Source organism: Brevundimonas sp., from assembly GCF_041648115.1.
Classification (GTDB): Bacteria; Pseudomonadota; Alphaproteobacteria; order Caulobacterales; family Caulobacteraceae; genus Brevundimonas.
Genome location: NZ_JBAZPR010000011.1, coordinates 83,284 through 107,918, shown reverse-complemented (window position 1 = coordinate 107,918; position 24,635 = coordinate 83,284). Strand labels below are relative to the sequence as shown.

Annotated in this window: 29 protein-coding genes; 9 read left to right on the top strand and 20 right to left on the bottom strand. The window is 67.2% G+C overall.

What is annotated here, in order from left to right; genetic code table 11:
• Positions 1 to 93: 93 nt before the first annotated feature.
• The 4 genes from WC597_RS11715 to xseA all read right to left on the bottom strand — a co-directional run bounded on the left by WC597_RS11715 (position 94) and on the right by xseA (position 3,496).
• Positions 94 to 537, bottom strand: coding sequence for a PaaI family thioesterase (locus WC597_RS11715; RefSeq protein WP_372693475.1), 444 nt, complete (start codon positions 535 to 537; stop codon positions 94 to 96).
• A gap of 75 nt (positions 538 to 612) precedes the next feature.
• Complete coding sequence (locus tag WC597_RS11710) at positions 613 to 1,179, bottom strand: DUF3035 domain-containing protein (RefSeq protein WP_159849999.1); 567 nt, start codon at positions 1,177 to 1,179, stop codon at positions 613 to 615.
• A 170-nt stretch (positions 1,180 to 1,349) separates the two neighbouring features.
• Positions 1,350 to 1,835, bottom strand: coding sequence for a signal peptidase II (lspA, locus tag WC597_RS11705; protein WP_372693474.1), 486 nt, complete (start codon positions 1,833 to 1,835; stop codon positions 1,350 to 1,352).
• Positions 1,836 to 1,900: 65 nt separating this feature from the next.
• Complete coding sequence (gene xseA, locus WC597_RS11700; protein ID WP_372693473.1) at positions 1,901 to 3,496, bottom strand: exodeoxyribonuclease VII large subunit; 1,596 nt, start codon at positions 3,494 to 3,496, stop codon at positions 1,901 to 1,903.
• A gap of 64 nt (positions 3,497 to 3,560) precedes the next feature.
• Between xseA and WC597_RS11695 the strand changes: the two genes are divergently transcribed.
• From WC597_RS11695 to WC597_RS11680, 4 genes are all read left to right on the top strand, one after another.
• The gene (locus tag WC597_RS11695) at positions 3,561 to 3,722 is read left to right on the top strand and encodes a hypothetical protein (protein WP_372693472.1); all 162 of its coding nucleotides are present in this window, start codon (positions 3,561 to 3,563) and stop codon (positions 3,720 to 3,722) included.
• 15 nt (positions 3,723 to 3,737) lie between these two features.
• Positions 3,738 to 4,169 (top strand): hypothetical protein, encoded by a 432-nt coding sequence (locus WC597_RS11690; protein WP_372693471.1) that lies wholly within the window; start codon positions 3,738 to 3,740, stop codon positions 4,167 to 4,169.
• Between the two features lie 62 nt (positions 4,170 to 4,231).
• Positions 4,232 to 5,506, top strand: coding sequence for a phosphoribosylamine--glycine ligase (gene purD / locus WC597_RS11685; RefSeq protein WP_372693470.1), 1,275 nt, complete (start codon positions 4,232 to 4,234; stop codon positions 5,504 to 5,506).
• Positions 5,507 to 5,675: 169 nt separating this feature from the next.
• Positions 5,676 to 5,996, top strand: a complete 321-nt coding sequence (locus WC597_RS11680; RefSeq protein ID WP_372693469.1) for a type II toxin-antitoxin system RelE/ParE family toxin — start codon at positions 5,676 to 5,678, stop codon at positions 5,994 to 5,996.
• A 3-nt stretch (positions 5,997 to 5,999) separates the two neighbouring features.
• Here WC597_RS11680 and WC597_RS11675 read toward each other — a convergent pair whose 3' ends face one another.
• A complete protein-coding gene (locus WC597_RS11675) occupies positions 6,000 to 6,692 on the bottom strand; it encodes a murein L,D-transpeptidase catalytic domain family protein (RefSeq protein ID WP_372693468.1) in 693 nt (230 codons plus the stop codon).
• A gap of 114 nt (positions 6,693 to 6,806) precedes the next feature.
• On the opposite strand from WC597_RS11675, the gene WC597_RS11670 reads away from it, so the two are divergent.
• Positions 6,807 to 8,132, top strand: a complete 1,326-nt coding sequence (locus WC597_RS11670) for an amidohydrolase family protein (RefSeq protein ID WP_372693467.1) — start codon at positions 6,807 to 6,809, stop codon at positions 8,130 to 8,132.
• On the opposite strand, the gene lpxK is transcribed toward WC597_RS11670, so the two are convergent.
• The 4 genes from lpxK to WC597_RS11650 are packed head-to-tail and all read right to left on the bottom strand — an operon-like array spanning position 8,117 to position 12,928.
• Positions 8,117 to 9,133, bottom strand: coding sequence for a tetraacyldisaccharide 4'-kinase (gene lpxK / locus WC597_RS11665; protein ID WP_372693466.1), 1,017 nt, complete (start codon positions 9,131 to 9,133; stop codon positions 8,117 to 8,119). The two genes, WC597_RS11670 and lpxK, sit on opposite strands and share 16 nt — an antisense overlap.
• Positions 9,130 to 10,422, bottom strand: coding sequence for a 3-deoxy-D-manno-octulosonic acid transferase (locus tag WC597_RS11660; RefSeq protein ID WP_372693465.1), 1,293 nt, complete (start codon positions 10,420 to 10,422; stop codon positions 9,130 to 9,132). Before WC597_RS11660 ends, lpxK begins: the two co-directional genes overlap by 4 nt.
• A complete protein-coding gene (locus WC597_RS11655) occupies positions 10,419 to 11,102 on the bottom strand; it encodes a lysophospholipid acyltransferase family protein (protein ID WP_372693464.1) in 684 nt (227 codons plus the stop codon). The genes WC597_RS11660 and WC597_RS11655 overlap by 4 nt, the downstream gene beginning before the upstream one ends.
• Positions 11,099 to 12,928 carry an ABC transporter ATP-binding protein gene (locus tag WC597_RS11650; RefSeq protein WP_372693463.1) on the bottom strand — a complete coding sequence of 610 codons (1,830 nt, stop codon included), beginning with the start codon at positions 12,926 to 12,928 and terminating at the stop codon, positions 11,099 to 11,101. Before WC597_RS11650 ends, WC597_RS11655 begins: the two co-directional genes overlap by 4 nt.
• An 80-nt stretch (positions 12,929 to 13,008) precedes the next feature.
• On the opposite strand from WC597_RS11650, the gene WC597_RS11645 reads away from it, so the two are divergent.
• Positions 13,009 to 13,674: a tyrosine-protein phosphatase gene (locus WC597_RS11645; protein ID WP_372693462.1), complete on the top strand. Its 666-nt coding sequence runs from the start codon at positions 13,009 to 13,011 to the stop codon at positions 13,672 to 13,674.
• 41 nt (positions 13,675 to 13,715) lie between these two features.
• Here the strand turns inward: WC597_RS11645 and WC597_RS11640 are convergent, their stop codons facing one another.
• The 9 genes from WC597_RS11640 to WC597_RS11600 all read right to left on the bottom strand — a co-directional run bounded on the left by WC597_RS11640 (position 13,716) and on the right by WC597_RS11600 (position 21,063).
• Positions 13,716 to 14,135, bottom strand: coding sequence for a hypothetical protein (locus WC597_RS11640; protein WP_372693461.1), 420 nt, complete (start codon positions 14,133 to 14,135; stop codon positions 13,716 to 13,718).
• A 169-nt stretch (positions 14,136 to 14,304) separates the two neighbouring features.
• Positions 14,305 to 14,517, bottom strand: a complete 213-nt coding sequence (locus tag WC597_RS11635; protein WP_372693460.1) for a hypothetical protein — start codon at positions 14,515 to 14,517, stop codon at positions 14,305 to 14,307.
• 67 nt (positions 14,518 to 14,584) lie between these two features.
• A complete protein-coding gene (locus WC597_RS11630) occupies positions 14,585 to 14,830 on the bottom strand; it encodes a DUF4170 domain-containing protein (RefSeq protein ID WP_017505336.1) in 246 nt (81 codons plus the stop codon).
• Between the two features lie 95 nt (positions 14,831 to 14,925).
• Positions 14,926 to 15,720, bottom strand: a complete 795-nt coding sequence (locus tag WC597_RS11625; protein ID WP_372693459.1) for a 3'(2'),5'-bisphosphate nucleotidase CysQ — start codon at positions 15,718 to 15,720, stop codon at positions 14,926 to 14,928.
• Complete coding sequence (locus WC597_RS11620; RefSeq protein ID WP_372693458.1) at positions 15,717 to 17,063, bottom strand: TldD/PmbA family protein; 1,347 nt, start codon at positions 17,061 to 17,063, stop codon at positions 15,717 to 15,719. The genes WC597_RS11625 and WC597_RS11620 overlap by 4 nt, the downstream gene beginning before the upstream one ends.
• Before the next feature lie 52 nt (positions 17,064 to 17,115).
• Positions 17,116 to 17,523, bottom strand: a complete 408-nt coding sequence (locus WC597_RS11615; protein ID WP_346496343.1) for an MAPEG family protein — start codon at positions 17,521 to 17,523, stop codon at positions 17,116 to 17,118.
• Positions 17,524 to 17,526: 3 nt separating this feature from the next.
• A complete protein-coding gene (locus WC597_RS11610) occupies positions 17,527 to 19,296 on the bottom strand; it encodes a M14 family metallopeptidase (protein WP_372693457.1) in 1,770 nt (589 codons plus the stop codon).
• A 101-nt stretch (positions 19,297 to 19,397) separates the two neighbouring features.
• On the bottom strand, positions 19,398 to 20,030 hold the full coding sequence (locus tag WC597_RS11605) for a hypothetical protein (RefSeq protein WP_372693456.1): 633 nt from the start codon (positions 20,028 to 20,030) through the stop codon (positions 19,398 to 19,400).
• Positions 20,031 to 20,130: 100 nt separating this feature from the next.
• Complete coding sequence (locus tag WC597_RS11600; protein ID WP_372693455.1) at positions 20,131 to 21,063, bottom strand: DUF3829 domain-containing protein; 933 nt, start codon at positions 21,061 to 21,063, stop codon at positions 20,131 to 20,133.
• A 227-nt stretch (positions 21,064 to 21,290) separates the two neighbouring features.
• Here WC597_RS11600 and WC597_RS11595 point away from each other — a divergent pair, with 227 nt between their 5' ends.
• Positions 21,291 to 21,575: a hypothetical protein gene (locus WC597_RS11595; RefSeq protein ID WP_372693454.1), complete on the top strand. Its 285-nt coding sequence runs from the start codon at positions 21,291 to 21,293 to the stop codon at positions 21,573 to 21,575.
• 1 nt (position 21,576) lies between these two features.
• On the opposite strand, the gene WC597_RS11590 is transcribed toward WC597_RS11595, so the two are convergent.
• On the bottom strand, positions 21,577 to 23,106 hold the full coding sequence (locus tag WC597_RS11590) for a UbiD family decarboxylase (RefSeq protein WP_372693453.1): 1,530 nt from the start codon (positions 23,104 to 23,106) through the stop codon (positions 21,577 to 21,579).
• 175 nt (positions 23,107 to 23,281) lie between these two features.
• Here WC597_RS11590 and WC597_RS11585 point away from each other — a divergent pair, with 175 nt between their 5' ends.
• Positions 23,282 to 23,545, top strand: coding sequence for a hypothetical protein (locus WC597_RS11585; protein WP_372693452.1), 264 nt, complete (start codon positions 23,282 to 23,284; stop codon positions 23,543 to 23,545).
• Positions 23,546 to 23,600: 55 nt separating this feature from the next.
• On the top strand, positions 23,601 to 23,975 hold the full coding sequence (locus WC597_RS11580; RefSeq protein ID WP_372693451.1) for a retroviral-like aspartic protease family protein: 375 nt from the start codon (positions 23,601 to 23,603) through the stop codon (positions 23,973 to 23,975).
• On the opposite strand, the gene WC597_RS11575 is transcribed toward WC597_RS11580, so the two are convergent.
• The gene (locus WC597_RS11575) at positions 23,972 to 24,628 is read right to left on the bottom strand and encodes a Pr6Pr family membrane protein (RefSeq protein ID WP_372693450.1); all 657 of its coding nucleotides are present in this window, start codon (positions 24,626 to 24,628) and stop codon (positions 23,972 to 23,974) included. The genes WC597_RS11580 and WC597_RS11575 overlap by 4 nt on opposite strands.
• Positions 24,629 to 24,635 lie beyond the last annotated feature (7 nt).

The following is a 24,635-nucleotide window of genomic DNA, read 5'->3' as shown; positions in this document are numbered from 1 at the left end:
ACAGCGAGAGAGGGCGCACGATGATCGGCGGCCGATCATCAACGCTCGCCGCTGATAGCGGCTAAAGCGAGGCGCGGCAAACCTTCGCTGCGCTTAGCGGTCCATGACCAGACAGGTCGAGGTCGCGGTCGCATACAGCCGGCCGTCCAGCCCGCGCAGATCGGCCTCGGCGAAGGCGGCGCGGCGACCGGCCTGGACGATCCGCCCTTCGGCCCGCACCGGCGTCCCTGCGCTCAGCGCCTTGTGAAAGACGGTCTTCAGCTCAAGCGTCGTATAGGTCTGGCCTGGTCGCAGCGTCGAATGGACCACGCAGCCGCAGGCGGAATCGAGAACCGTCGCGATCCAGCCGCCGTGAACCGTGCCCAGCGGATTGTAGACGGCGGCGGTGGGGATGGCCTCGAACACCACGCGGCCTTCCTCGACCTCGGTCAATTCGAAACCGACGGTGCGGGCGATGGGCGCGATAAAACCGCCGTTCAGGCCCAGGCGAAGCTGCTCGACCCCGGACAGGGCGGCGATGTCGTTGGGTTCGGTCATGCAAACGGCTCCTGATCAAGTCCGTTTACAATAAGGACGGACGCCGCCGTGGCAAGCGTCCGTCGGCTTCCGGTCCTACAGGCCGGGCAGCTTGAAACCGCCGCTGCGGCGCGGCTGGATCGTGATGGCCTGCTGGCCGCCGGTCAGAGCCTGGAGGCGTGCGGCCTCGGTCGTGGCGTCGATGGTCTTCTGGCCTTCGGCGGTCTGACGCGTGGTGGGGGCCTGGGTCGAGGCGTCGTCCTTGCGCCAGAACATCAGGCGGTTGGCGAAGCTTTCGTCCTTGTGCGCCAGGTCGCCGAACTCGTCATCGACGACGTAGCGGGCCAGGGGATCGGCCTGTTCGCCGCCGGCCTGGGCCACAAGGACCTGCTCGCCCGGCGTGCGGGTGACGGCCTGGCGCTGACCCAGAAGGATCTGGCGCGCAGCGCTTTCGGGGGCCAGTTCCTGCGGGCGCGGCTGGCCCGGTGCGGGCGGACGCAGGCCGTACTCGGGCGGAATGCTGAGCGGGGCGGTGGAGACGGTGACGAACTCGTCCGGCACGACCTTGGTCAGGCCGATGCCCTGCTTCAGGCTGCCACAGGCCGAGACGGCCAGTGCGGAGGAGGCGACGAGGGTCAGGACGGCGACACTGCGGATACGCATGGTTTCAGGCTCTGGTCGGCTGATGCACGAAACGCCGCAAGGGCGTTGTTGGCATAGTGAAGACGGGGTGATTACGACTTTTCGGGGGCTACGCCAACCTCGGAGCCTGATCGGCCGAGGCGGCGATCCCGCCGAGGCCGTGAATCAGGCTCGAAAAATGGAAAGCCGCTTCAGGCTTTCGCGGGCTTGTCGGAGATCAGGCTGTCCAGAATCAGCAGGACTACGCCGATGGTGATGGCGCTGTCGGCGACGTTGAACACCCAGGGGAAGACGCCCGTGCCCGAGAAGTCGATGAAGTCGACCACATAGCCGAAGCGGATGCGGTCGATCACATTGCCCAGCGCCCCGCCCATGACGAAACCGATGGCGGTGATCAGCAGGCGACGGTTCGACTGGGTCGCCCACCAGGCCAGGCCCGCCGAGACGAGGATGGAGAAGATCGCCAGGCCCCAGCGCGCTTCGCCACCGCCGAACAGGCCGAAGCTGACGCCGGTGTTCTCGACCCAGCTGAAGTTCAGGATCGGCGGCAGGACGGGGACGCGCCCGACCTCCTGCAGCATCACGCCGCTGATGATCCAGGCCTTGGTCAACTGATCCAGGACGATGATCAGAAGGGCGAACACATAGGCGGTGACGGCGAGGCGCGTGATCTTCATGCGGCGCGGTTAGCAGGAAGCGGCGCCGGGGCGAAGCGGAAAACGGCGCCCCGGAACAGGTCGCCCTAGAACAGACTGCCCTGACCGGCCGCAGGCGGCTTGGGCTTGGCGATCGGACGCGGCACCGCCGGGCGGGGTTCGCCGCCGTCGATGACAGCAGGCTGCGCCCCGTCGCCGAACACCAGCCGAACCGCCTGACCGGCCTCCAGCGCCTTGGCCGAAGTGATCCAGCCGCCGTCCGAATCTTCGACACGGGCGAATCCGGGCTTGGGTCGTCCGGGATCCAGCGTCGTCAGCGCTCGCGACAGGGCCGCCAGACGGTCGGCGTCTCGCTCCAGCCGACGTGGCATGACGCCGTCCAGCCGTGCGCCGACGGCCGCAAGCCGGGCCTCGCGCTGATCCAGCCGTCGGTGCAGCGGCTCGGGCGACAGGCGGGCCGAGACCTGCAACAGCCGCCGTTCGCCGCGCGCCACGCCCGCCTGGAGCGCCGCGCCCAGCCGGTCGCCCGCGCCGCGAAGCCGGTCCTGGCCGCGCTCGATCCGGGTCCGCAGCAGGGCCGGGCTCAGCTTGCCGCCTGTCACCGCCAGATGCCGCTCGTGCAGGGCGACGTTGCGTTGCAGCCCCGAGCCCAGCCGGCTCGAAACATGGTCCAGCCGTTGTTGCGCCAGGGCTAGCAGATCTTCCGGCCGGGCCGGCAGGCCGCGCGCCACGGCCCGCAGCCGCGTGCGCCGATCCTCGATCAGCCGCCCGCCCGCCTGGACCATGCGCCGATCCATGTCGGCGACGGCGTATCTTAGGTCCGCCAGAACCGGCGTCGCCATTTCGGCAGCACCCGTGGGCGTCGGCGCCCGGCGATCCGACACGAAGTCGATCAGGGTCGTGTCCGTCTCGTGCCCCACGGCCGAGATGATGGGGATGCGCGCCGCCGCCACCGTGCGCGCCAGGCTTTCGTCGTTGAAGCACCACAGATCCTCGACCGACCCGCCGCCCCGCGCGACGATCAGCAGGTCCGGGCGCGGGATCGGCCCGTCCGACGTCATGGCGTCGAACCCGCGAATGGCGTTCGACACCTGGCCGCTGGCGGCCTCGCCCTGAACCACCACGGGCCAGACGATGACCCTGCAGGGCCAGCGTTCGGCGATCCGGTGCAGCACGTCGCGGATCACCGCGCCGGTCGGGCTGGTGATCACGCCGATGGTCGCGGGGAAGGCGGGCAGGGCCTTCTTGCGGCCCGGCTCGAACAGGCCGTCCTCACGCAGGCGAAGCTTCAGCCGCTCCAACTGGGCCAGCAGGGCGCCGGCCCCGGCCGCCTCCATGCTCTCGATCACGATCTGATAGGACGACCGGGCCGGATAGGAGGTGATCTTTCCGGTGACGATGACCTCCAGCCCGGCCTCGGGTTGGACGCCCAGGCCGCGCGCCGATCCCTTCCACACCACGCCGTCGATGGCCGACTTGTCGTCCTTCAGCGTCAGATAGATGTGGCCCGAGGCGTGGCGGTTGACCTTGGAGATCTCGCCCCTCAGCCGCACATGGCCGAACCGGTCCTCCAGCGTGCGCTTCAGCGCAAAGGACAGCTCCGAGATCGACAGGGGCGGATTGTTGTCGCGCGGGGCAGGGGCCTCGGCCGGTCCCTCGAACACATAGGAGTCGTCGCTCATCCAACCATCTTAGCCTGCGTCGATCCGCGCGGGAACGCCGCGCGCGCCGCGCCGTTCGACTTTCATGGCCGCCGACCCGCAAGGAACCGATCCGTCCGACCAGGACCCGCATGAGCGTGACCTCGAACGTCGCGCCGGAGGCGGCGGCGCCATGAGCCCGTGGCTGATCATCGGCTGCATCATTCTTTTGGGGCTGGGCGTCTATGTCGTCTCGGCCCTGCTCTAGACCGTCAGGAAACGCATGAACCGTCTCATTCCGCTCGCCGCCGTCCTCTGCCTGACCGGCGCCGTCGCCGCCTGTTCGGATCGCGACGACGATGTCGTCCAGGCGCCCGCGCCGGGCGCCGCGCCCGTCGCCCTGCCGGACCAACAGGCCGACACGGCGGCGACGAACGCCGCCTTGGCCTTCAACATGACCCGCGACCAGTTGGAGGATGCGGACCTGTATTCGCGCGCCAACGTCGATCTGGGCGATGTCGAAACCCTGGTGCTGGACGCCTCTGGCGCCCTGACCCATCTGGTGGTCGAGCTTGAGGGGCCGGGCGATATGAAGGTGCTGGTGCCGATCGCCGACGTGGCCCCGATCGACCGCAACGGCGACAGGGATCTGGTCACCGATCTGACGCCGGGCCAGCTTCAGGCCCTGCCGGCCTGGACGCCGCCTGCACGCTGAATTCGGCGTTAAGCCCGACGGGCGCTTGACCGGCCGGCGACGGCCGGTCATTGCCCGGTCTCATGAACATTCTTCTCGTCGGATCGGGCGGCCGCGAACACGCCCTGGCCTGGAAGATCGCCCAGTCGCCGCTCGTCACGCGCCTGGTCGCCGCCCCCGGCAACCCCGGCATCGAGAAACTGTGCGAGCTTCGCGCCGTCAAGGCCGACGACGCCGATGGCCTGTCCGCCCTGGCGCGCGAGATCAAGGCCGACCTGGTCGTCGTCGGGCCCGAGGTGGCTCTGGCCGCCGGTCTGGCCGACCGTCTGGCCTCGGCCGGCATCCCCTGCTTCGGCCCCACCGCCAAGGCGGCGCAGTTGGAAACCTCGAAGGCCTTTTCCAAGGCCTTCCTCGAACGCCACGAAATCCCGACCGCCGGCTACGGCGTCTATGATACGGTCAAGGACGCCAAGGCCGCGCTGGACGTGTTCAAGCCGCCCTATGTCATCAAGGCGGACGGTCTGGCCGCCGGCAAGGGCGTCGCCATCAGCCCCGACCGCCCCGACGCCGAGGCCGAGATCGAGCGGATGCTGGGCGGCCGGTTCGGCGCGGCCGGCGCCCGCGTCGTGATCGAGGAATTCATGGACGGCGAGGAGGGCTCGCTGTTCGCCCTGTGCGACGGCCAGCGCGCCCTGTTGTTCGGCGGCGCCCAGGACCACAAGCGCGCCTTCGACGGCGACCTGGGGCCGAACACCGGCGGCATGGGCGCCTATTCGCCCGCCCCCGTCTTCACGCCCGACCTGGTGCAGCAGGCCGACGACCTGATCGTCCAGCCGACCATCAAGAAGATGGCCGAGGAGGGCGCGCCGTATCGCGGCGTCCTCTATGCCGGTCTGATGGCGACCGAGGACGGGCCTAAGGTGGTCGAGTTCAACGCCCGCTTCGGCGACCCGGAATGTCAGGTGCTTATGATGCGGATGGCGGGCGATATCGTCCCCTATCTGCTGGGCTGCGCGCGCGGCGACGTCTCGGGCCTGGCGTCGCCGGCCTTCAAGTCTCAGACGGTGATCTGCGTGGTCATGGCCGCCAAGGGCTATCCCGACAGCCCGCTGGAAGGTTCGATCATCCGCGGCGCTGATCAGGACTTCGGCCCCCACGTCCAGGTCTTCCATGCAGGGACCAAGCGCCGCGACGACGGGTTGCTGGCCGCCTCTGGCGGTCGCGTCCTGAACGTCTGCGCCGAGGGTGATGACATCGCCCAGGCCCGCGAGCGCGCCTATGCTGCCATCAAGAAGATCGACTGGCCCGGCGGCTTCAACCGCTCCGACATCGGCTGGCGGGCGCTGGAGCGGGGCTGACCGTATCGGCGGGGTGTGATAGGGTCTCGCCCATGGCTGATCCTGCAATCGATTACGATGACGAAGATCTGTTTTCGACGCCTGACGACGCGGCGGACGAGGCGGCGACCTTGCGGGGTCTGGCGGACGCAGCGGCAGGACGGGTCGTCGATAATGAAACCGTCATGCGATGGGTCGAATCCTGGTCGACAGCCAATCCTTTGCCCCGGCCCAAATGCGGCTAGTCGTCTGGACGGATCAGGCGCTGAGCGACCTTGAGGATATCAGCCTCTACATCGCCGACTTCAACCCAGCCGCAGCGGCCCGCTTCTTCATTAGATTGAAGGCGGCTGCCGAGAGTCTCGCGCATTTTGCCGACAGAGGACGACCGGCAATCCACGGAACGCGCGAACTGACTCTCGTGAAGCCCTATCTGATCCGATACGCGATCTTGCCTGATCGGGTGGAGGTCGTCACCATTCGCCACTCCGCTCGACGGCCCGAGCGCTAAGCCTTAAGCCGCTGCGAACAGCAACCGGCCTTCGCCCATGCGTTCGCGCAAGCCTGGCAGGTCGGTGTGGGCGACCGAGAAACAGCCGTAGCTGCGGCCCAGCTTGCCTTCGCGCGCCAGGAAGTCCGGGTCGGCATAGTCGGCGCCGTGGATAATGATGGCCCGCTCGCGCGCCTTGTCGTTGGAGTATTCCAGTCCGTCCAGCAGGACGTTCGGCCCCTGCTGCGCGCCCCAGTTGGCGCCGGCGGTGGCGTAGGCCCCGACCGAGGACATGTTCGAATCCGGCGTGTTCGAGAACCTCTGGGCGAACCCAGTATGGCTGGGGTCCGAGCCGCGACCGTGACAGGTGCGCAGAACCTTGACCTCGCCGGCGACCAGATCGACTTCGTACAGGCGCTCTTCGCCCGAGAATTTCTTGAAATCGACCAGATACATCCGGTCGCGCAGCGGCAGGTGGCGGTGATGGGTGTCCAGCGCCGTCATGGCGTGCTCCATCAGTTCCTTGCGCACATGACCGCGCGGATCCAGCGGCGGGGGCGTCAGGGCGGTGGTCTCGATGGTCGGCAATCCGACCTGAGGCATCGCGATCGGGGCTCCGGTCTGAGCCGTGGTCAGCGGCGCCGTGGCGCTTGCGCTGGCGCATCCCGCCAGCATGGCCGATCCACCCAGAATTAGCCCTCGTCTCGATAGCCGCATGCGACGCCCTCGTTGCGGTTGGTCTTGAGGCGTGTTTGTTTCAGTTGGTTACCGGCGAGGCAACCTGAGCCTTGTGGGGCATTTTTGCGGCCAACGTGTCGCGGGGAGAAAACGATGAAGCGTTTCGGAATCGCACTGGCGGCGCTGATGGCGTCGGCCATGAGCGCTGAGGCTCAGCAAAGCCCCACGGGTGCTGGGGTTTCGTCCGAACTCACGACAACGTTCGTCGAGGCCGGAAGGTTGCTGGCCGACCCGTCGAACGGCGTTGTGCAGCGCGATAAAACTCTCGTGATCAGAGGGAACCAGGTCGTCGAAGTGCGCGACGGCTTCGTCGGCGACGCCTCTCAAGGCCAGATCGTTGACCTGCGACAGGCCTTCGTCCTGCCCGGACTGATCGACAGCCACGTCCACCTGACCAGCCAGCAGAACCCGAATGGGCGGCTGGAACAGGTCACCCTGTCCGATGCGGACAAGGCCATGGTCGGCGCACGCTACGCGCGCCGCACCCTGATGGCCGGCTTCACGACGGTCGCCGATCTGGGCGCCTCGAACGAAGCCATCTTCGCGCTGAGGAATGCGGTGAAGACCGGCGACGTGCCGGGACCGCGCATTATCGCGGCGGGATCGTCGGTGTCGATCCACGGCGGGCACGGGGACATCAACGGCTATCGCGAGGACGTCATGCACCTGCTGTCGTCCGAGAGCATCTGTTCAGGGCCTGAGGACTGCATGCGCGCCGTCCGCACCCAGGTTCGCGCCGGGGCCGACATTATCAAGATCACCGCGACGGGCGGCGTCCTGTCCAACACCGCCGCCGGCCTGAACCAGCAGTTCAGCGATCCCGAGCTGAGCGCCATCGTCGAAAGCGCCCACCGGATGGGCCGTCAGGTCACCGCCCACGCCCACGGCGTCGATGGCATCAACGCCTTCTTGCGGGCGGGCGGCGATTCCATCGAACACGGCACTTATCTGGACGACCAGTCGATCCGTCTGTTCAAGTCGAACGGGGCCTGGCTGATCCCGACCCTGCTGGCCGGCGATTTCGTGGCCCGCGTCGCGTCTGGCCCGAACAACTTCTTCACCCCCGCCCAGACCGCCAAGGCGCTGGAGGCCGGTCCCAAGATGCTGGACATGGCGCGCCGCGCACATGAGGGCGGGGTCAAGATCGCCTTCGGCACCGACAGCGGTGTCTCGGCCCACGGCGACAACGCCCAGGAGTTCGCGCTTCTGGTCCGCGCCGGCCTGACGCCGCTGGAGGCCATCCAGGCCGCCACCGTCGGCGCCGCCGAACACCTGCGGATTTCGAACGAGGCCGGAAAGATCGCGCCGGGCATGCCCGCCGATATCGTGGCCGTCTTGGGCGATCCGCTGACGGACGTGACCGAGCTGGAGCGGATGAGGTTCGTGATGAAGTCCGGCGTGGTCTATCGCGCCGACTGAATCCGCTTCGTCAGGAAGGCGGCGAAAGCCGCCTCATCCTCGAACCGGGCGACGACCGGCCAGGCCGTGACATGCGCGCGCTGGCCGGGCGTCAGCCGGACCCAGTCTTTTTCCGTCGTGACCAGGCCCGCGTCATAGACGGCCGCGCGGTCGGTCAGGAACTTCATGTTCTCGGCGCTATAGGCCGCATGGTCGGGGAAGGGGACGAAGTCCGCCAGGTCGCAGCCGGCCGCTTTCAGCGACCGCTCGACCTTCCACGGCTTGGCGATGCCGGCGAACCCGACCTGAGGCCCGGACGGCGGCGGCCCTTCGGGCGTCAGGCGCGCGACGAAGACAGGCAGGGCGCCGAACACCGCCAGCAGTTCGGGATCGGCGTCCTCGACATCGGTCGGCAGCATGACCACCACGGCGTCGGCGCGCGCCAGCCCCGCCTTCAACGGCTCGCGCATCGGGCCGGAGGGAAAGACCGATCCGTCCCCGAACGGCCATTCGTCGCCGCGCGTCTCGCCGTCCACGACGATCAGGCTGACGGTCTTCCTCAGCGCCGGGTTCTGGTGGCCGTCGTCCAGCACCAGGGCCTGCGCCCCGCCTGCGACCGCCGCCTGGGCGCCCGCCACACGATCCCTCGCGATCCAGACCGGCGAACCCTGGGCCAGCATCAGCGGCTCGTCGCCGACATCCTCGGCCGTATGGATTTGAGGATCGACCCGAACCGGACCTTCCAGCCGCCCGCCGTATCCGCGCGACAGGCCTTGCGCCTCCACCCCCGCCGCCCGCAGCAGCCGCAGGGTCTCGCGCGCCACAGGCGTCTTGCCCGATCCGCCCACCGTCAGATTGCCGACCGAGATGACCGCGCAGCCGGGGTCGACCGGAACCGTCTGCGCGATCCGACGCGCCGTCACCCCGGCCCAAATCCAGCCCAGCGGCTTCAGCACGGTGCGCGTCATCCGGGCGTGCTTGCTGTCGCGCACATACCACCAGCGCGGCGTATTCAGCTTCATCGCCGGGCCTGCCTCTGCGGCATTATCCGCGACAGCAGCGCCCACAACCGCTCCAGCCCGCCGCCGGCCTCGACTGCCGCGCGTCGTCCGCGCTCGCCCATGGCCTTGGCCGCGTTCAGATCGCTCAGCAGCGGTTCGATCACGCCCGGCAGGTCCGACGGCGCCTGAACCAGAACCAGCCCGCCCGCCTCCGACAGGGCCGAGGTCACCGGCGCCCAGTTGGACGCATCCGGCCCCGTGATCGTCGGCTTGCCCAGTCGCGCCGGCTCCAGCGGATTGTGCCCCCCGACCGGCGGCAGGCCCAGGGCGGGCGCAAACGACCCGCCCATCACCACGACATCGGCCAGCCGCAGGAACAGGCCCATCTCGTTCAGCGTATCGGCCAGATAGATGTCGGTGTCCGGCCCGATGGTCTCGCCACGCGAACGCATGGCGAAGGCGTATCCCTCGCGCTGGAGGGCCTGGGCGATGTGCGTCCCCCGCTCGGGATGGCGCGGCGCCAGGATCAGGCAGACGCGGTCGCCCAGCTTGTCCAACGCCCGCACGATGGCGACTTCCTCGCCCTCATGGGTGCTGGCGGCGACGATCACCGGCCGGTCGCCGATGGCGGCGCTCAAACGGCTGAAGGCGGCGGGATCGTGCGGCAGGGCCTCGCCGGACAGCTTCAGGTTCACCAGGCCGTCGATCCGGGCACCCAGGCGCTCCAACCGCTGGGCCGAGACCGCATCCTGGGGCAGGACCAGATCGAAGGCGCCGGTCAACGCCCGCGCCGAGGCCGGAAACCGCGCCCAGCCCTCGACCGTCTTTTCGGTGATGCGCGCGCTGACCAGGGCCAGTTTCACGTCCCGCCGTTTCGCCTCCAGCAACAGGTTCGGCCACAGCTCGCTCTCGACGAAGACCGCCAGGCTCGGCCGCCAATGGTCCAGAAACCGATCAACCACGCCTGGCGCATCGACCGGTGCATATTGGTGGATCACGCCCACGGGCAGCCGTTCAGCCAGGATGTGGGCGGAGGTCACGGTGCTGGAGGTGACCAGCACGGTCAGGTCCGGCCGCGCTTTGACCAACCGCTCGACCACAGGCAGCAGCGACAGGCTCTCGCCCACGCTGACGCCATGCAGCCAGACCAGATCGCCCGCCGGTCGCTCGGTCCGGGTGAAGCCCATCCGCTCGTCCACCCGCACGGGGTCTTCCTTGCCCCGCCGCGCGCGCGCGTCCAGCAGGCGCGGCGCCAACGGCTCCAGCGCGCGGGTCGCCAGCCGATAGGCGATCAGCGGCGGCGGCGTCACGGTTTGAGGCCCGTGATCGCATCGGCCCGCGCCTCGACGGCGTTCAGCCGGGCGGCCCAGTCCTGGCGAACCTGTTCCAGGTCGTCGACGGTCGGAAAGTCGGCGACGTCCCAGACGATGGCCCCCTTGGCGAAAGGCAGGGGCAGGATGGCCCGGTCCCAGCTTTTCAGCCGAATCGCCGGACTGCACGACATGCCGATGAACAGGGTCGGCGCCTTGGAAATCTTGGCCATCATCGGCAGGCCCTCGGCCATCTGGCGCGCCGGGCCGCGCGGGCCGTCCGGCGTGATGGCCAGGGCGCCGATCTTCAACTGACGCAGGCCAGCCCGCAGCGCCTGCGATCCGCCCTTGTCCCGGTCCGCCTTGTCCTTGTTCGACGACGAACCCCGAATGGCGGGAAAGCCCTGGCGCGCCACGGCCTTGGCGATGAACTGACCGTCGGCCGACAGGGAAATCAACGCTTTGGCCGGCTGCGCCCGGTTCAGCGGCCAGCACGCCGGCGACAGTCCGATGCGTGAATGCCAGAAGGCGCACAGAACGCCGCCGCCCTTGGCCCAGACCCCTTCGGCCACGCCCTGGTTCTCATGGGTCCAGCGCATGGTGGCGAAGCAGAACTGCATCCAGTGGGCCAGTATGAAGGACAGGCTGGCCTGGACGGCCGGAATGCGCAGCGGCCTCACGCGACGGTCTCGACCGTGGGCTGAACGCCGTCCAGCGACTGCTGGCGGGCCAGGCGCGAATAGAGGCCGCCTTGGGCGACCAGGGCGTCGTGCGACCCTTCCTCGACCACCCGGCCGGCCTCGATCACATAGATGCGGTCGGCGTTCCTGACGGTGGACAGGCGGTGGGCGATCATCAGGGTGGCGCGGCCTTGCATCAGTCGTTCCAGCGCCGTCTGGACCAAGGCCTCGCTCTCGGTGTCCAGCGCGCTGGTCGCCTCGTCCAGCAGCAGGATCGGCGCGTCCTTGACGAAGGCGCGGGCGATGGCGATCCGCTGGCGTTGCCCCCCCGACAGACGCAGGCCCGCCTCGCCCGCGCGGGTGTCGTAACCTTGCGGCAAGGCGGTGATGAAGTCGTGGGCGGCGGCGGATCGGGCGGCCTCCTCGATCTGGGCTTGCGTCGCGCCCGGCCGGCCATAGGCGATGTTGGCGGCGATGGTGTCATCGAACAGGAAGGGCTCCTGCGTCACCAGGGCGATATGGTCGCGCAGGTCGTGAATGCGCAGGGACCGCACGTCGCGCCCATTGATCGTCACCGCCCCGCTCGTCACGTCATAGAAGCGCGGCAGCAGGCTCAGGATCGTGCTCTTGCCCCCGCCCGACGGCCCGACTAGGGCCACCGTCTCGCCCGGCGCGACCCGCAACGACACCGCATCCAGCGTCGGCGCCCCGCCGGGGGCGTAGGCGAACGACACCTGGTCCAGCACCACCTCGACCGGGCCAGGAGCCAGGGGCGCGGCGTCGGGCGCCTCGCGGATCTCGGCCTCGATGTCCAGGGCGCCGAACAGGCGACGCGCGGCGGTGAAACCTTCGCTCATCACCGTCGCCAGATTGGTCACCTGACGCAGGGCCTGACCGGCCGCCAGCAGCATGCCGATGAAGGCGGCGAACCCGCCCACCGTCATCTCGCCCGACTGCGCCCGCCAGCCCGCATAGGCCATGACGGCGGCGACGACGATATAGGCGATCAGGTCGCTGGAAGGGCCGGCGAAGGCGCGGGCGTTGGCGCCCTTGATGACGTGGCGCTGGCGACGGGCCACCACCTCGGCGACGCGGTCCTGTTCGGCGGCCTCGCGGTTCTCGATCTTGATCAGGCGAACCCCGTCCAGGTTCTCCATCAGGGCGGTGGACAGGTTCTCAGTCTCGGCCATGGCGCCGACGGCGGCCTTGCGTGTCTTGCGCCCGAACCGGCGCAGCACCAGCGCCACCAGCGGCACGCCCAGCAGCACGACGATCGTCAGCTGCCAGTCGATGAACCCCATATAGATCAGCACCGCGATCAGGGTCAGCAGGTTCTGGGTGTAGTTGACCACGCCCGAGGTGAAGGCCTCGCGCACCATATTGGCGTCGAACAGCACCGACGAGACGAAGCCGCCCGAATGCTGGCTGCGCAACCGGGCAAGGTCGGCGCGGATCATGGCCCCGAACAGGCGGATCTGGATGTCGCCGACGATGGTGTGGCCCAGCCGATTGACCAAAGCCGCCTGGCCCAGCGCGGCCAGGGTTCGCGCTATCGCCACCGCCAGTATGGCCGCCGGAATCCCGATCACCGCCTTGTCGGCGGGGAAGCTGAAGATGCCGAAGATGCTGATGGGCTTCGTCCCGCCCAGGAACAGGCCGTTGATCGCCGGCTCCAGCAGCTTCAGCAGCGCCGCCGTCAGCAGGCCCGTCGTCGCCGCGCACAGCACCGACAGGATCAGCGACCCCTTGTGCTTGGACAGATAGTCGCGCCAGATCCGCGCCAGCAGGGCGCGCAGGGGCATGGACTCGGAGGCGGGGGCGATCATCGGCTCTCGGTCGGACGGCTTGCGGTTCAAGTCAAGCCGGGACAGGTGACGCGGCGGCTGCGGATCGCTATCTGGCGGGCATGGCGCGCTTCGACCTCTCGACCGCGATGGGCCGTTTTCGGGCGCATTGGCATTATTTCTGGGTGGACCACGCGTTTTTGCGCGTGGTCTTTTCCAACGCCCACTGGCTGGGGCCGGACCTGGTGCGCACGAACCAGCCGTCGCCGCGCCAACTGGCCTATTGGAAGAAGAAGGGCGTGCGCACGGTCATCAACCTGCGCGGCGAGCGCGACGAGGGCTATTACTGGCTGGAGCGCGAGGCCTGCGAGCGGCTGGGCCTGGCCCTGATCGACGCCCCGCTCGATTCCCGCGATCCGCCCGAGACGGCGCGCATCCACCGCGCGCGCGAGCTGTTCAGGACGATCCAGTATCCGGTGCTGATCCACTGCAAGTCCGGCGCGGACCGGGCGGGGATGATGGCGGTCTTCTATCGCCACTTCCATCTGGGCGAACCGATCTCGGTCGCCATGAAACAGCTGTCGAAGAAATACCTGCACTCGCGCGAAGGGCTTACGGGCGTGCTGGATTATACGCTGGAGAAATACGTCGCCGAGATCGAACCTCTAGGGATCAGCTTCATCGACTGGGTCGACAGCCCCGACTACGATCCCAAGGCGATCCGCGCCGAGTTCAAGGCCGGCTGGTGGGGCACGCTGCTGACCGACAAGCTGCTGCGGCGGGAGTAGACGTCAGGCCGTCACGTCGCCAGACCATCCGCCCCGCGCGATCATTCAGTAGGCCCCGACACACCGTGTTGGACCGCTTCAGATGTCGTCTCCCAGATGATTCCGGCTCGCTCTAACCGGATGAAGATATCGCCGCCTGCCAACCACTCGTCGGGCATGTGCTGCCGGACGCCAGGGGCGTTTAGATGCTCGGCCTCTTCAGGCGTGACATAGACGATCTTCAGGTGCTGCTGAATGAAGGCGGCCATCTCTTCGACGGTGGCGTCGCTGTCGCTTTGCTTAAGCATGGAGTGGCAGGCCGCGACGATCACCCGCCTGGGAACGACATGCTCGCGATAGATGGCGCCGACAGCGACGGATCGACCAGCGATCACCAGTTCGTCGGGGATCAGTGGCGGATTTAGCAACCTGGTGTCAGAGCTTCCCTTCTCTTGCCACATGCCGCGAATGTGCAACGCCACGCGGTGCGCGGCCCGGTGTAGGCGTTCTTCCCGTGTGTATTCTCGCCGCATGTGCCCCGTCTAAGTTGCGTCAATTGTGGTAATGGATGCCGGTGCGTTCGCTTTCGTGCGCCGCGCCAGGACTATCGGCAGCGGCGCGCCTTTGGGCAGGATGACAAGGAAGGTCAGCCTAACCCCAGGGGCCGTTTCTAGGCGTTTCATCGCCTTCGCCATTCGCGCGCGCCTCGGCGGCCAGTTCGGCGTCGCGGCGGGCCTTGCGGTCGGCCTCCCACCGCTTGAACCAGCGCGCGTAGTTCATCTTGTCGCGCAGTGAAAAGCAGAACAGCCCCAGCACCGCCAGCAGGCTGACCAGTTGAAAGGTCTGTTGCGGTTCCAGGTTCATGATCGTCCTCGCATACAGACTTAAACGTCGGATCGGGGAGCCGGTTCGGCTCCCCGATGTCGCAGCATCAAGCCGCGTCGCCGCGCGGATCGATCAGTTTGTGGGCGTGCAGGATGAAATAGCGCATGTGGGCGTTGTCCACCGTCGCCTGGGCGCGGGCCTTCCAGGCCTTTTTGGCCTCGTCGTAGCTGCCGAAGGCGCCGACGAACTCGACCTGCGACAGGTCGCGGAAGGTGGGTTCGCCCAGGTGACGAAGCTCGCCGCCGATGACGATGTGCAGAAGTTGCGGCGGGACGGCGTTCTGATCGGTCATCGGAAATCCTGAAGGCTGGGGGGAGGAGGTTTGCGCGCGGCATAGGCCGAGAACGCCCTCGAATCAATGTGGGGCGGGGTTTTTCCGCCCTCGCCTCAGGTCGATAAAGGCACGTTTTTACAGCGTCGCACGATCATCGGCTGGATGATCGGGGCCGCGCAGACCAGGCTGGCCTGGCGCGGATCGGGCAGGTTGAAGGCCCACGGCCGCCCGTGATGGTCGCTGACCCTGGCGCCGGCTTCGGTCGCGATCAGCCAGCCGGCGGCGACGTCCCAGTCCCATTTCGGCGTCAGGGCCAGGGCGGCGTCAAAGGCGCCGGCGGCGACCAGCGCCATCCGATAGGCCAGGGCGTTGCGTTTCTCGAACCGCATCGGCGGCCAAGGTTCGTCGAAATAGGGCGCTTCGATCAGTCGCGCATCGCCCAGGATCGAGGCGTCCTCCAGCGTATCTACATCCGAGGCGTGGATCGGCCGGCCGTTGCGTCGCGCCCCGCCGCCGCGCACAGCGACATAGGTCTCGTCCACCTCGGGCGCATGGATGACGGCGGCGACGACCTCGCCGTCCTCGACCACGGCGATGGGCACGCACCACCACGGCGTCCGCTTCATATAGGCGACCGTCCCGTCGATGGGATCGACGATGAAGATGCGCCGTTTCGACAGCCGCTCGGCCGAGTCCGCCGTCTCCTCCGACAGCCAGCCATAGTCGGGCCGCGCCGACAGCAGCCGGTCCTTCAGCATGGCATCCACCTTCAGGTCGCCGCTGGTGACAGGCGATCCGCCGACCTTGGACTCGATCTTCAGCCCCGCCTCGCGTTCGGCGATGGCCAGCGCCCCGGCGTCGATGGCTGCCTGGCGGATCAGTTCGAGGTCGGCGGCCAGATCGATCATTTGCCCGCGATGGCCACCGCGTCGAACATCAGGCTGGGCACGTTGAACCCGCCCCGGAACTCCAGGTCCGACCCGCGCTGGATGCGCAGATACAGGTCGGTCAGCTTGCCGGCGACCGTGACCTCGCTGACCGGATAGGCGATCACACCATTCTCGAACCAGAAGCCCGACACCCCGGCGGACCAGTCGCCGGTGTTTCCGTTCAGCGACGGCCCGAACATCGAGGTGACCAGCAGGCCGGTCCCGGCGTCCGCCATCAGGCCCGCCAGATCCCGCTCGCCCGGCTCCATGTGCAGATTGTGGGTCGAGACGCCGGACGGCCCGGCCAGACCGCGCGACGCATGGCCGGTCGATTTCAGGCCCAGCTGCCGGGCGGCGGCGCTGTTCAACAGCCAGGTGTTCAACACCCCATCCTCGAACAGGGCGCGCTTCTCGACCGCCACGCCCTCGTCGTCAAACGGGGTGGATCCCATGCCGCGCGGGCGGAACGGATCGTCGATCAGGGTGACGCCCTCGGCGAACACGCGCTGGCCCAGCCGTTCCTTCAGGAAGGAGGTCCCGCGCGCGATCGACGGGCCGGAAATGGCGCCGATGGCCGGCGACACGATCTGGCCCGCCATCCGGTTGTCGAAGATCACGGGGGCGGTGGTCGAGGCGATCTTGCGCGGTCCTACGCGGGCCACGGCGCGTTCGCCAGCCGTGCGGCCGATCAGCTCGGCGCCAGGCAGGTCGGACAGGTGGCGGGTCGAACGGCTCTCGCCGCCGCGCTCCATCGCCCCGTCCTTTTCCGCGATGACGCCGACGCCCAGCGAGAAGGCCGAGCCCTCATAGGCGCCGTCGAATCCGTGCGAGGTCACCAGCCGCCAGCGGGTGGACGACCAGCCGGCATGTCCGCCTTCCGACCGCGCCACGCCCGTGATGGCCAGAGCGGCGGCCTCGGCCTCTGCCGACACCTGCTCCAGAACCTGGGCGCTGCGTTCGGTGGGATCGAACAGGTCCAGATCGACGAACGGCCCGCGCGCCAGCCGATTCTCGGGGGCGAAACCGGCATGGGGGTCTTCCGGCGCCAGACGCGCCATGGCCACGGCCCGTTCGACCAGTCGCGCCTGCGTCGCCGGCGACAGGTCCGATGCCGAAACCGACGCCTGGCGCTGGCCCACAAAGACCCTCAGACCCAGGTCGCGCGATTCCTCGCGTTCGACGTCTTCCAGCTTGCCGTTGCGCACCCCGACCGACAGGGACCGGCGATCGGCGCTGACCGCCTCGGCGGCGTCGGCGCCGGCCTTCAGCGCGGCCTGGACGATGTCGTTGAGAAGATCGGCGGAAACGGAGGCTTCAGTCATGCCCCGATATGGCGGACGCCTTGCTGCACCGCAACCTGTCGCGTCCCTGGCGTCAGACCACCGCGAAGGCGATCAGACCCACCGCGGCCGTCAACAGGGCTACCCAGGTCAGCAACATGCCGATCACCCGCCCCAGCGACGGCCCGGTCTGAAACAGCAGGCCCAGCGCATGGATCACTCGCCCGGCCAGCAGGGTCGCGCCCACCCCGTGAACCATCCAGGCCGGCGCGCCCACGGCCGCCAGCAGCAGCATGGCGATCATGCCCGGCGTCGCATATTCCGTCAGATTGCCGAAGGCGCGGCTGGCGGCCAGCAAGTCTGCGTTTCCGCCGTCACCCAACGACACCATGTGCTTGCGCCGTCCGCTGACCACGACGCCCGACAGCACCAGCATCATCAGGATCAGCAGACCGCTCCACAGGGCGGCGGCCTGGACGGCGTACATCAGCGGCGTGGTCATCGATCAGTCCTCACGCCCGACGGGATAGAGCAAATAATGGTCGTCATAGAAGGGCGTGCGTTCGTAGAACCAGGCTAGGCGCGCCTGCGGATCGGCCGCGAACGTTGCATCGGACGCCACCTTCGCCTCGAACTCGGCCTTCAGCGCGGGGTCGGCCGCCATCATCTTGTCCGCCAGCGGCGCGATGGCGTAGGCCTCGATATATTCGACCCGGCTCATGACCTCGGGGAACATGCCCCAGGCGAAGAAGCTCTCGCTCGACTGCGGTTCCAACAACAGCACGACGATGTCGCCCAGCGGCTGATCGGTCGGCACCCGAACCGAGCCGACGGGCCAGGTCCAGTCGCGGCGCTCGACCTCGACCGTCTTGACCGAGGCCTGGACGTGACCCTCATTGGTCCGTGTCGCCAGCTTGGGTTCGACCAGACGCAGCATCGACAGGTTCACCGTGCGCGGCGCCTCCACCGTCTCCATCGCGATCCCGTGCGTCTTCAACCGCTCGATGATGTCGGTGCGATAGCCCGGCGCCCAATAGGCCGTCGGCCGCGTCAGGGTCAGGGTCGGTTTGGAGCCATAGAAGGGCATCTGCCACAGCTCGGGATCGGGCCGGCCCAGCCAGCGGATTTCCTTCCGGCCCGAGGCGGGGCTGTCGTACATCTCGTACAGTATGCCCTTGAACGGCCGGGTGGATGACGGCGTCTCCTCGGCCTCGAAGTTGGCGGGGATCTGCGCCGGGCGCAGGGCCTTGTCCTGCTCGGTCGCGGCCCTCAGACCCGCGCCCTGATCGGCCAGCAGCCGCATCGCCTCCTCGATGAAGACATAGGTGCCCAGCACCCGCTGCTCGTGCGGCTTCAGGCTGTGGTTCTCGATCAATATGGTGGGCACATGGGCCGCAGACCCCCATCCGTTCGAAAACCGCTCGCCCAGGCCGCCGTCCGACAGGCCCTTTTTCGGCTCGTCGTCATCCATGCCGAACACCAGTTCGCCTGGGATGTGACCCTCGCGCTCCAGCGCCGCGTTCATCGCCGGCTTGAAGATCGAATCCAGCCAGGCCGAACCGTTCGGCGACCGGCTGAACGCCCCATCCTCGCCGTTGAATCCGTAGGTGACGTCGTACTGGTAATCCATGCCGTCGGTGACGTGGACGTCCACATACAGGTCCGGCCGGTATTTCAGGATCAGGCCGCGAACCGCCCGCATCTCGGGCTGGTCCAGCTTCAGATAGTCGCGGTTCAGGTTCTGGTTAGTCGCCGTGTTGCGCCAGCCCTGGATGCGCGGCCCGCGCTGGTTGGGTCGGGAATAGGCATTGGCCCGCTCGTGTCCGTCCACGCTCAGGATCGGGATCAGGATCAGGTTGACCCGGTCCAGCAGGGCGTCCTTGCCGTAAAACGCGATGTCGCGCAGCAGCATCATGCCCGCGTCCTTGCCGTCGATCTCGCCGGGGTGGATGCCGGCCTGGATCATCAGCACCGGCTTGGCCGGATCGAACGCAGCCCCATCCTTTGACGCGATCACCGCATAGATCGGCCGCCCCTCCGGCGAGACGCCGAACTGTTCGATGCGGATCAGGTCGCTGGCCTGATCCAGACGGTCGAACCAGGCGCGAGTGTCGGCGTAGTCGGGGCTGAAATCATGCGCCGGATCGGCCTCGAACGCCGTGACCCACGGGTCGCTCGCGTCGCGCAACAGGGCCTTGGACGCCCCGTCCCAAGCGGGTGCGGGCGGCAGGAAGGCCTGGTCCCAGGGGGCGGTGTTTGGGATCGTCTGGGACATGGCGGGGCTCACGCTACAGGCAAGGGCGGCAAGGAAGGCCGAAACCAGAAGAGGGGATTGCATGGCCTTTCGTGAGCCGATTGCCGTGCGCTGACAAGGTTTCAACCGCCGCCGCCCAGCGCGGGCGCCCACCCGCCGGCCTTGAGCAGCAGCGCCGCCGAGTTCGCCATGCCCCACAGGCTGTAGAGCAGCACGACGATCAGGGCTCCGACCGCCACCCTGCGCCAGGGTGCGAACGCCGCCGTCGCGGTGCCGATTACGAAGATGGCGACGCCGACCCACAGGCGCACCGAACTGGCGACCTGGGCGAAGCCGGGATTGAGCTGGGCCAGGATGATCACGATCACGGCGACGATCAGATTGGCCGCCAGGATACAGCCGAACACCAGGCGCCGGTTGGCCCAGAAATGGTCGTCCAGGTTCATCCGCTCCTGGCCGCCCTCGGCCGAGACGCGCGGGAAGGTTACGCTGGCGGCGACATAGAAGGTCGCGGCGATGGCCAGCGAGACGATCAGCACGAAGGTGTTGAACGGCGCGCCCCGGAAGATGACCCAGGCCTGATTCCAGAAGGTGGCGATGTCGATGGCCACGAACAGGGCCAGCATCGGCGTCAGCCAGCCGAACCGGATCCGCTGTTTCTCATGCAGCACCCGCGCGAACCCGCCCACCAGTTCGGCGACCGACAGGCCCAGCAGCAGGCCATAGAAGCTGAAGAAGAATTCGAATGCGCTCACAGCCATCCCCCGATGTCAGGGGGCGATAGCTAGACCGTTTGACGCCGCATCGCCAGTCCGCCGCCTCCGTCACTTGCGAGCGACGGAGGCGGCGATCTCATCAGGCGGGCATTTCGACGTCGTTCATGCGATCGATGGCGCGATTGTAGTCGTCCACGATGCTCTCGCGCTCATAGTCGCTCTGGCTCTGCTTGTAGTCGCGCCACGAGCCGATCATCGAGTCGACGTAGCCGGCGATGGAGCCGAACTCCGACTTGTTCTCATCGTCTGCAGGCAGGCCGGCTTCGGCCGTGCGCAGCTTGGCGGCTGCGGCGACGAATTCGGGCAGCAGGCGATCCGCTTCGGCTGCATTGTCCTCGATCACGGCGGTGGTGAAGAGATCGGCCTTCTGCATGGCGTCGATCAGGCTGGCTTCGGCGGGGTGGCCTGACTTGGTCAAGGCCTCGATCTTGGCCGCATTGCTGGCGCGCTGATAATCGCTCAGGGCCGCATCCAATTCGCTGATCCCCGCGATCGCGCCCTGATAGGCCGTCATCAGCGCGGCGTGGGCCGTCTTGCCCTTGGCCAGACCGTCTTCGCGATAGGCGCGGGATTCATAATAGGGGTCCAGCGTCTTCCACTGGGCCAGCAGGGCCTCCAGTTGCGGCAGCAGCTTATCGACCGCCGCATCGGTGCGTCGGCTCTGGTTACCGCCTGACAGCGCCTTGCCTTCCTTCAGCTTCTCGATCGCCGTTTCCAGCGTGGTGATGTTCTCGGGGAAGGAGATCGAGCTGGTCGTGCTGGCGTTCGGGATATCCAGCTTCTGGTAGCTGTCGAAGTTTTCCGGCACGCCCCAGTGCTCGTCGATCAGCTTGTTGAAGCCTTCGGTATAGAGACCTTGCTTCTGCTGCGTGGCCTCGTTGCCCGTCGCGGCGCTGACCGACTGAGGTTTCCCATCGGCCCCGCCCTTGGCGTCGCCTTGTCCGCAGGCCGCAAGGCCCATCGTCATCGCGCAGACCAAGGCCATGGCGCTTACAGCTGTCCGAGACTTCATGTGATTTTCCCTTCCTGGACCGGCCAAGGTTCAGCTTGGCCGGAGTGGACAAGGACAACGTCACGGCCAAGGTTGGGTTCGCAGAAAACCGCCAATTAACTGCGAATAAATCGCAAGTTATTGACCCGCCAAAGCTTTCGGGCGGCCAGAAATTCGCCTTTGGATTGTTGGGAGCCAATCAAGCTTGACCGCATTGCTTCCCCATCGCCGTCAGCTTCGGACCCGTCATGCACCAGATCATCGCCATCGCCCTAACCCTCGTCGTCGCCCTGCTGCTCAATGGCGTCGCCGCCGCCCAGATGGTCTCGGTCGGCTATTGGGGCGAGGCGCTCGGTGCGCTTTTCGTGGGTCCGGTGATCGTCTTCTACGCGGTTCACACCCTCGTCTATTTCGTCGTGCGGCTGATACGCGGCAAGGACCGCTTGCGGTCCTATACCCGGTCGCGGATCAACTATGTCGGCGCCGTTGTGGCGATCCTGGGCGTCCTCGGCGCGGCCGCCGGTCCCGCCTGATTTATTTCCAGATCGGCGCGCTGTCGCCGGGCAGGCCAAGCCGGTCCCACATGTCGGAAACCCGCTCGATCACCGCGTCGTCCATGCGGATTTCCTCGCCCCATTCGCGCTTGGTCTCGGGCGGCCATTTGTCGGTGGCGTCCAGACCGATCTTGGAGCCCAGCCCGCTCTCGGGCGAGGCGAAGTCCAGATAGTCGATGGGCGTCGACTCGATCACGGTGATGTCGCGCGCCGGGTCCATCTTGGTCGAGATGGCCCACATGACGTCCTTCCAGTCGCGGGCGTCGATGTCGTCGTCCACGACGATCACCCATTTGGTGTACATGAACTGGCGCAGATAGCTCCAGACGCCCAGCATCACCCGCTTGGCGTGGCCCGGATAGGCCTTCTTCATCGACACCACGGCGATCCGATAGCTGCACCCCTCGGGTGGCAGCCAGAAGTCGGTGATCTCCGGAAACTGCTGGCGCAGCAGGGGAATGAAGACCTCGTTCAACGCCTCGCCCAGCACGCTCGGCTCGTCCGGCGGACGGCCGGTGAAGGTGGTCAGATAGATGGGGTCTCGGCGCATGGTGATTGCGCTGACCTGAAACACCGGGAACTTCTCGACCGAGTTGTAATAGCCGGTGTGGTCGCCATACGGGCCTTCGTCCTCGAACTCGTCCAGCAGGACGTGGCCTTCCAGCACGATCTCGGCCTGGGCCGGCACCATCAGGGGCACGGTCTTGCAGGCGACCAGCTCGGCCTTGGCGCCCCGCATCAGGCCGGCGAACTGATATTCCGACAGGGTGTCCGGCACCGGCGTCACCGCCGCCAGGATCGTGCCCGGATCGGCCCCCAGCACGACGGCGCAGGGCAGGGGTTCGCGCTTTCCGGCCTTCTTGTGCCGGGCATAGTGTTGCGCCCCGCCCCGATGGGCCAGCCAGCGCATGATGGCCTTGTCCTTGCCCAGTACCTGCATCCGATAGATGCCCAGGTTGAAGTCGTCCTCGCGGTCGTCCGACGGCCCTTTGGTCACGACCAGGCCCCAGGTGATCAGGGGCGCCGGCTCACCGGGCCAGCACGACTGGACGGGCAGGGCGGTCAGGTCGATCTGGTCGCCCTTAAGCACCACCTCCTGCACCGGCGCCTTCTTCACCGTCTTGGGCCGCATCGACATGACGGTCTGCATCAGCGGCAGCATCTCCATCGCATCGCCCAGGCCGCGCGGCGGCGTCGGGTTCCTCAGGAAGGCCAGCAGCTCGCCGACCTCGCGCAGCTCGCCCGCCGTCGTCCGGTCCTTGCCCTCCAGCGTCACCCCCATGGCGACCCGCTTCACCGTGCCGAACAGATTGGCCAGGCAGGGAATGGGGCTGATCGTGCCGTCGGGCATGACCGGCTTTTCGAACAGCACCGCCGGCCCGCCGTTCCGCAGCAACCGGGTCTGGATCTCGGTCATCTCCAGCACGGTGGAGACGGGTTCGGACACCCGCACCAACTCGCCCTTGGCTTCCAGCTGGTCGATGAAGTCACGCAGGGATTTGTAGGCCATGTGATCCGCCTAAAGCCCTGCGCAGGGCCTGTCACGTGGTTCGGCCAGGCGTTCATCCACAGAATGGTTAACGCGAGTTAACCCAAGGCTAGGCGACTCGCGTAATCTTCCACACGAGAAACAAACTTCCGTGTGAAGTTTTGGATCGATATGTCGCTCAAGTACGAGAAATTCGATGACCGTTCTGCATGACGACATCGCCTCGTTCGAAAGGATGAAAGGCGAGTTGGAAGCCGACCATCCCAGCGCCTGGGTCGTCTTCCGCAATGGAGCCTACGTCGACGCCTACGCCGATTTTGAAGCGGCGGCCTCGGCCGCAGTCGAGCGATTTGATGCCGGGCCTTATCTGATCCGGCAGCTCGGTGCCCCGGCTGCGGTGCAGTTGACGGGTGGTATGATCTTCACGCCTGCCCATGCTCTCGACACAGGCCGGCTTTAGGCGCGGCGCGAACGGTCGAAGCCCGACCGACCTGCTGGTCGAGTTGGGGCCGACCTTGCGTGTCGATATCGGACTGAAGGCGCGCGTGGGGACGGATGGCAAACCCGATCTGGCGCATAAACAGGTCAAAGCTCTGATCGATACGGGCGCCGGCGGCGACTGCATAGACGACGATCTGGCGAAAATGCTTGGTCTGCCCATCACCGACGAGGGCGAGATAAGCGGCGTCGGCGGTCGTCACCGGGCCTACATTTATACCGCTAGGGTCTATGTGCCGGGATTGGACCGTTTGCTGTTTCAGCCCTTCACCGGCGTGCGGCTGCAGGCGGGCGATCAATGGCACAAGCTGATCCTGGGCCGTACTTTTCTGCGCCAACACCGTCTGGTCTATGACGGCGCTTCTGGTCAGGTGGAGATAAGGGCGGCTTAGCCTTCAGACTTCATAACGGCTGCGCGTCCCATCACCCGATCCAGCCCCACCAGCGCCAGTCCCACCACCAGGAACAGACCCAGCATGGCTGCGGCCCAGAAGCCGGTCTTGGCCCAGCCCAGCGCCGGCACGTTCATGAACCAGTAGGGCCACCAGCCTGAAGCGAAGCCGTGGATCAACGTCCAGCCGGTATAGATCACCGGAAACGCCAACCACTTCACCGGATCGCGCCACCGCAACAGGCCCTTGGGCGTGAACATCAGCCAGTCCAGCACCACCGCGATCGGCATCACATAGTGCAGCAGGCCGTTGGCCAGCCACGCCAGCCCCTGCGGATCCCACACGTGCGACAGCAGGAAATGATAGGTCAGGCCGACCACGGCGATATACATGGCCAGGGCTGCCCGGACGCCCTCGCTGGCCGCCCATCGCCCCAACCGGCTTTCAGGCCGAACGAGCGGCGCGGTCAGGGCCAGCGCCGCCAGGACATTGGTCAGTATGGTGAAATAGCTGAAGAAGTTGACGGTCAGACCCGGCATCGCCTGGAGCGGCTCGGGCCCAACCATCAGAATATATTGAAGCGCCAGCGCGGCCCAGCCGACGACCGCGAAGGTCGAACGCCACAGCCTGGGCCGGTCTCTTGCACGCAGCACGGGCGCC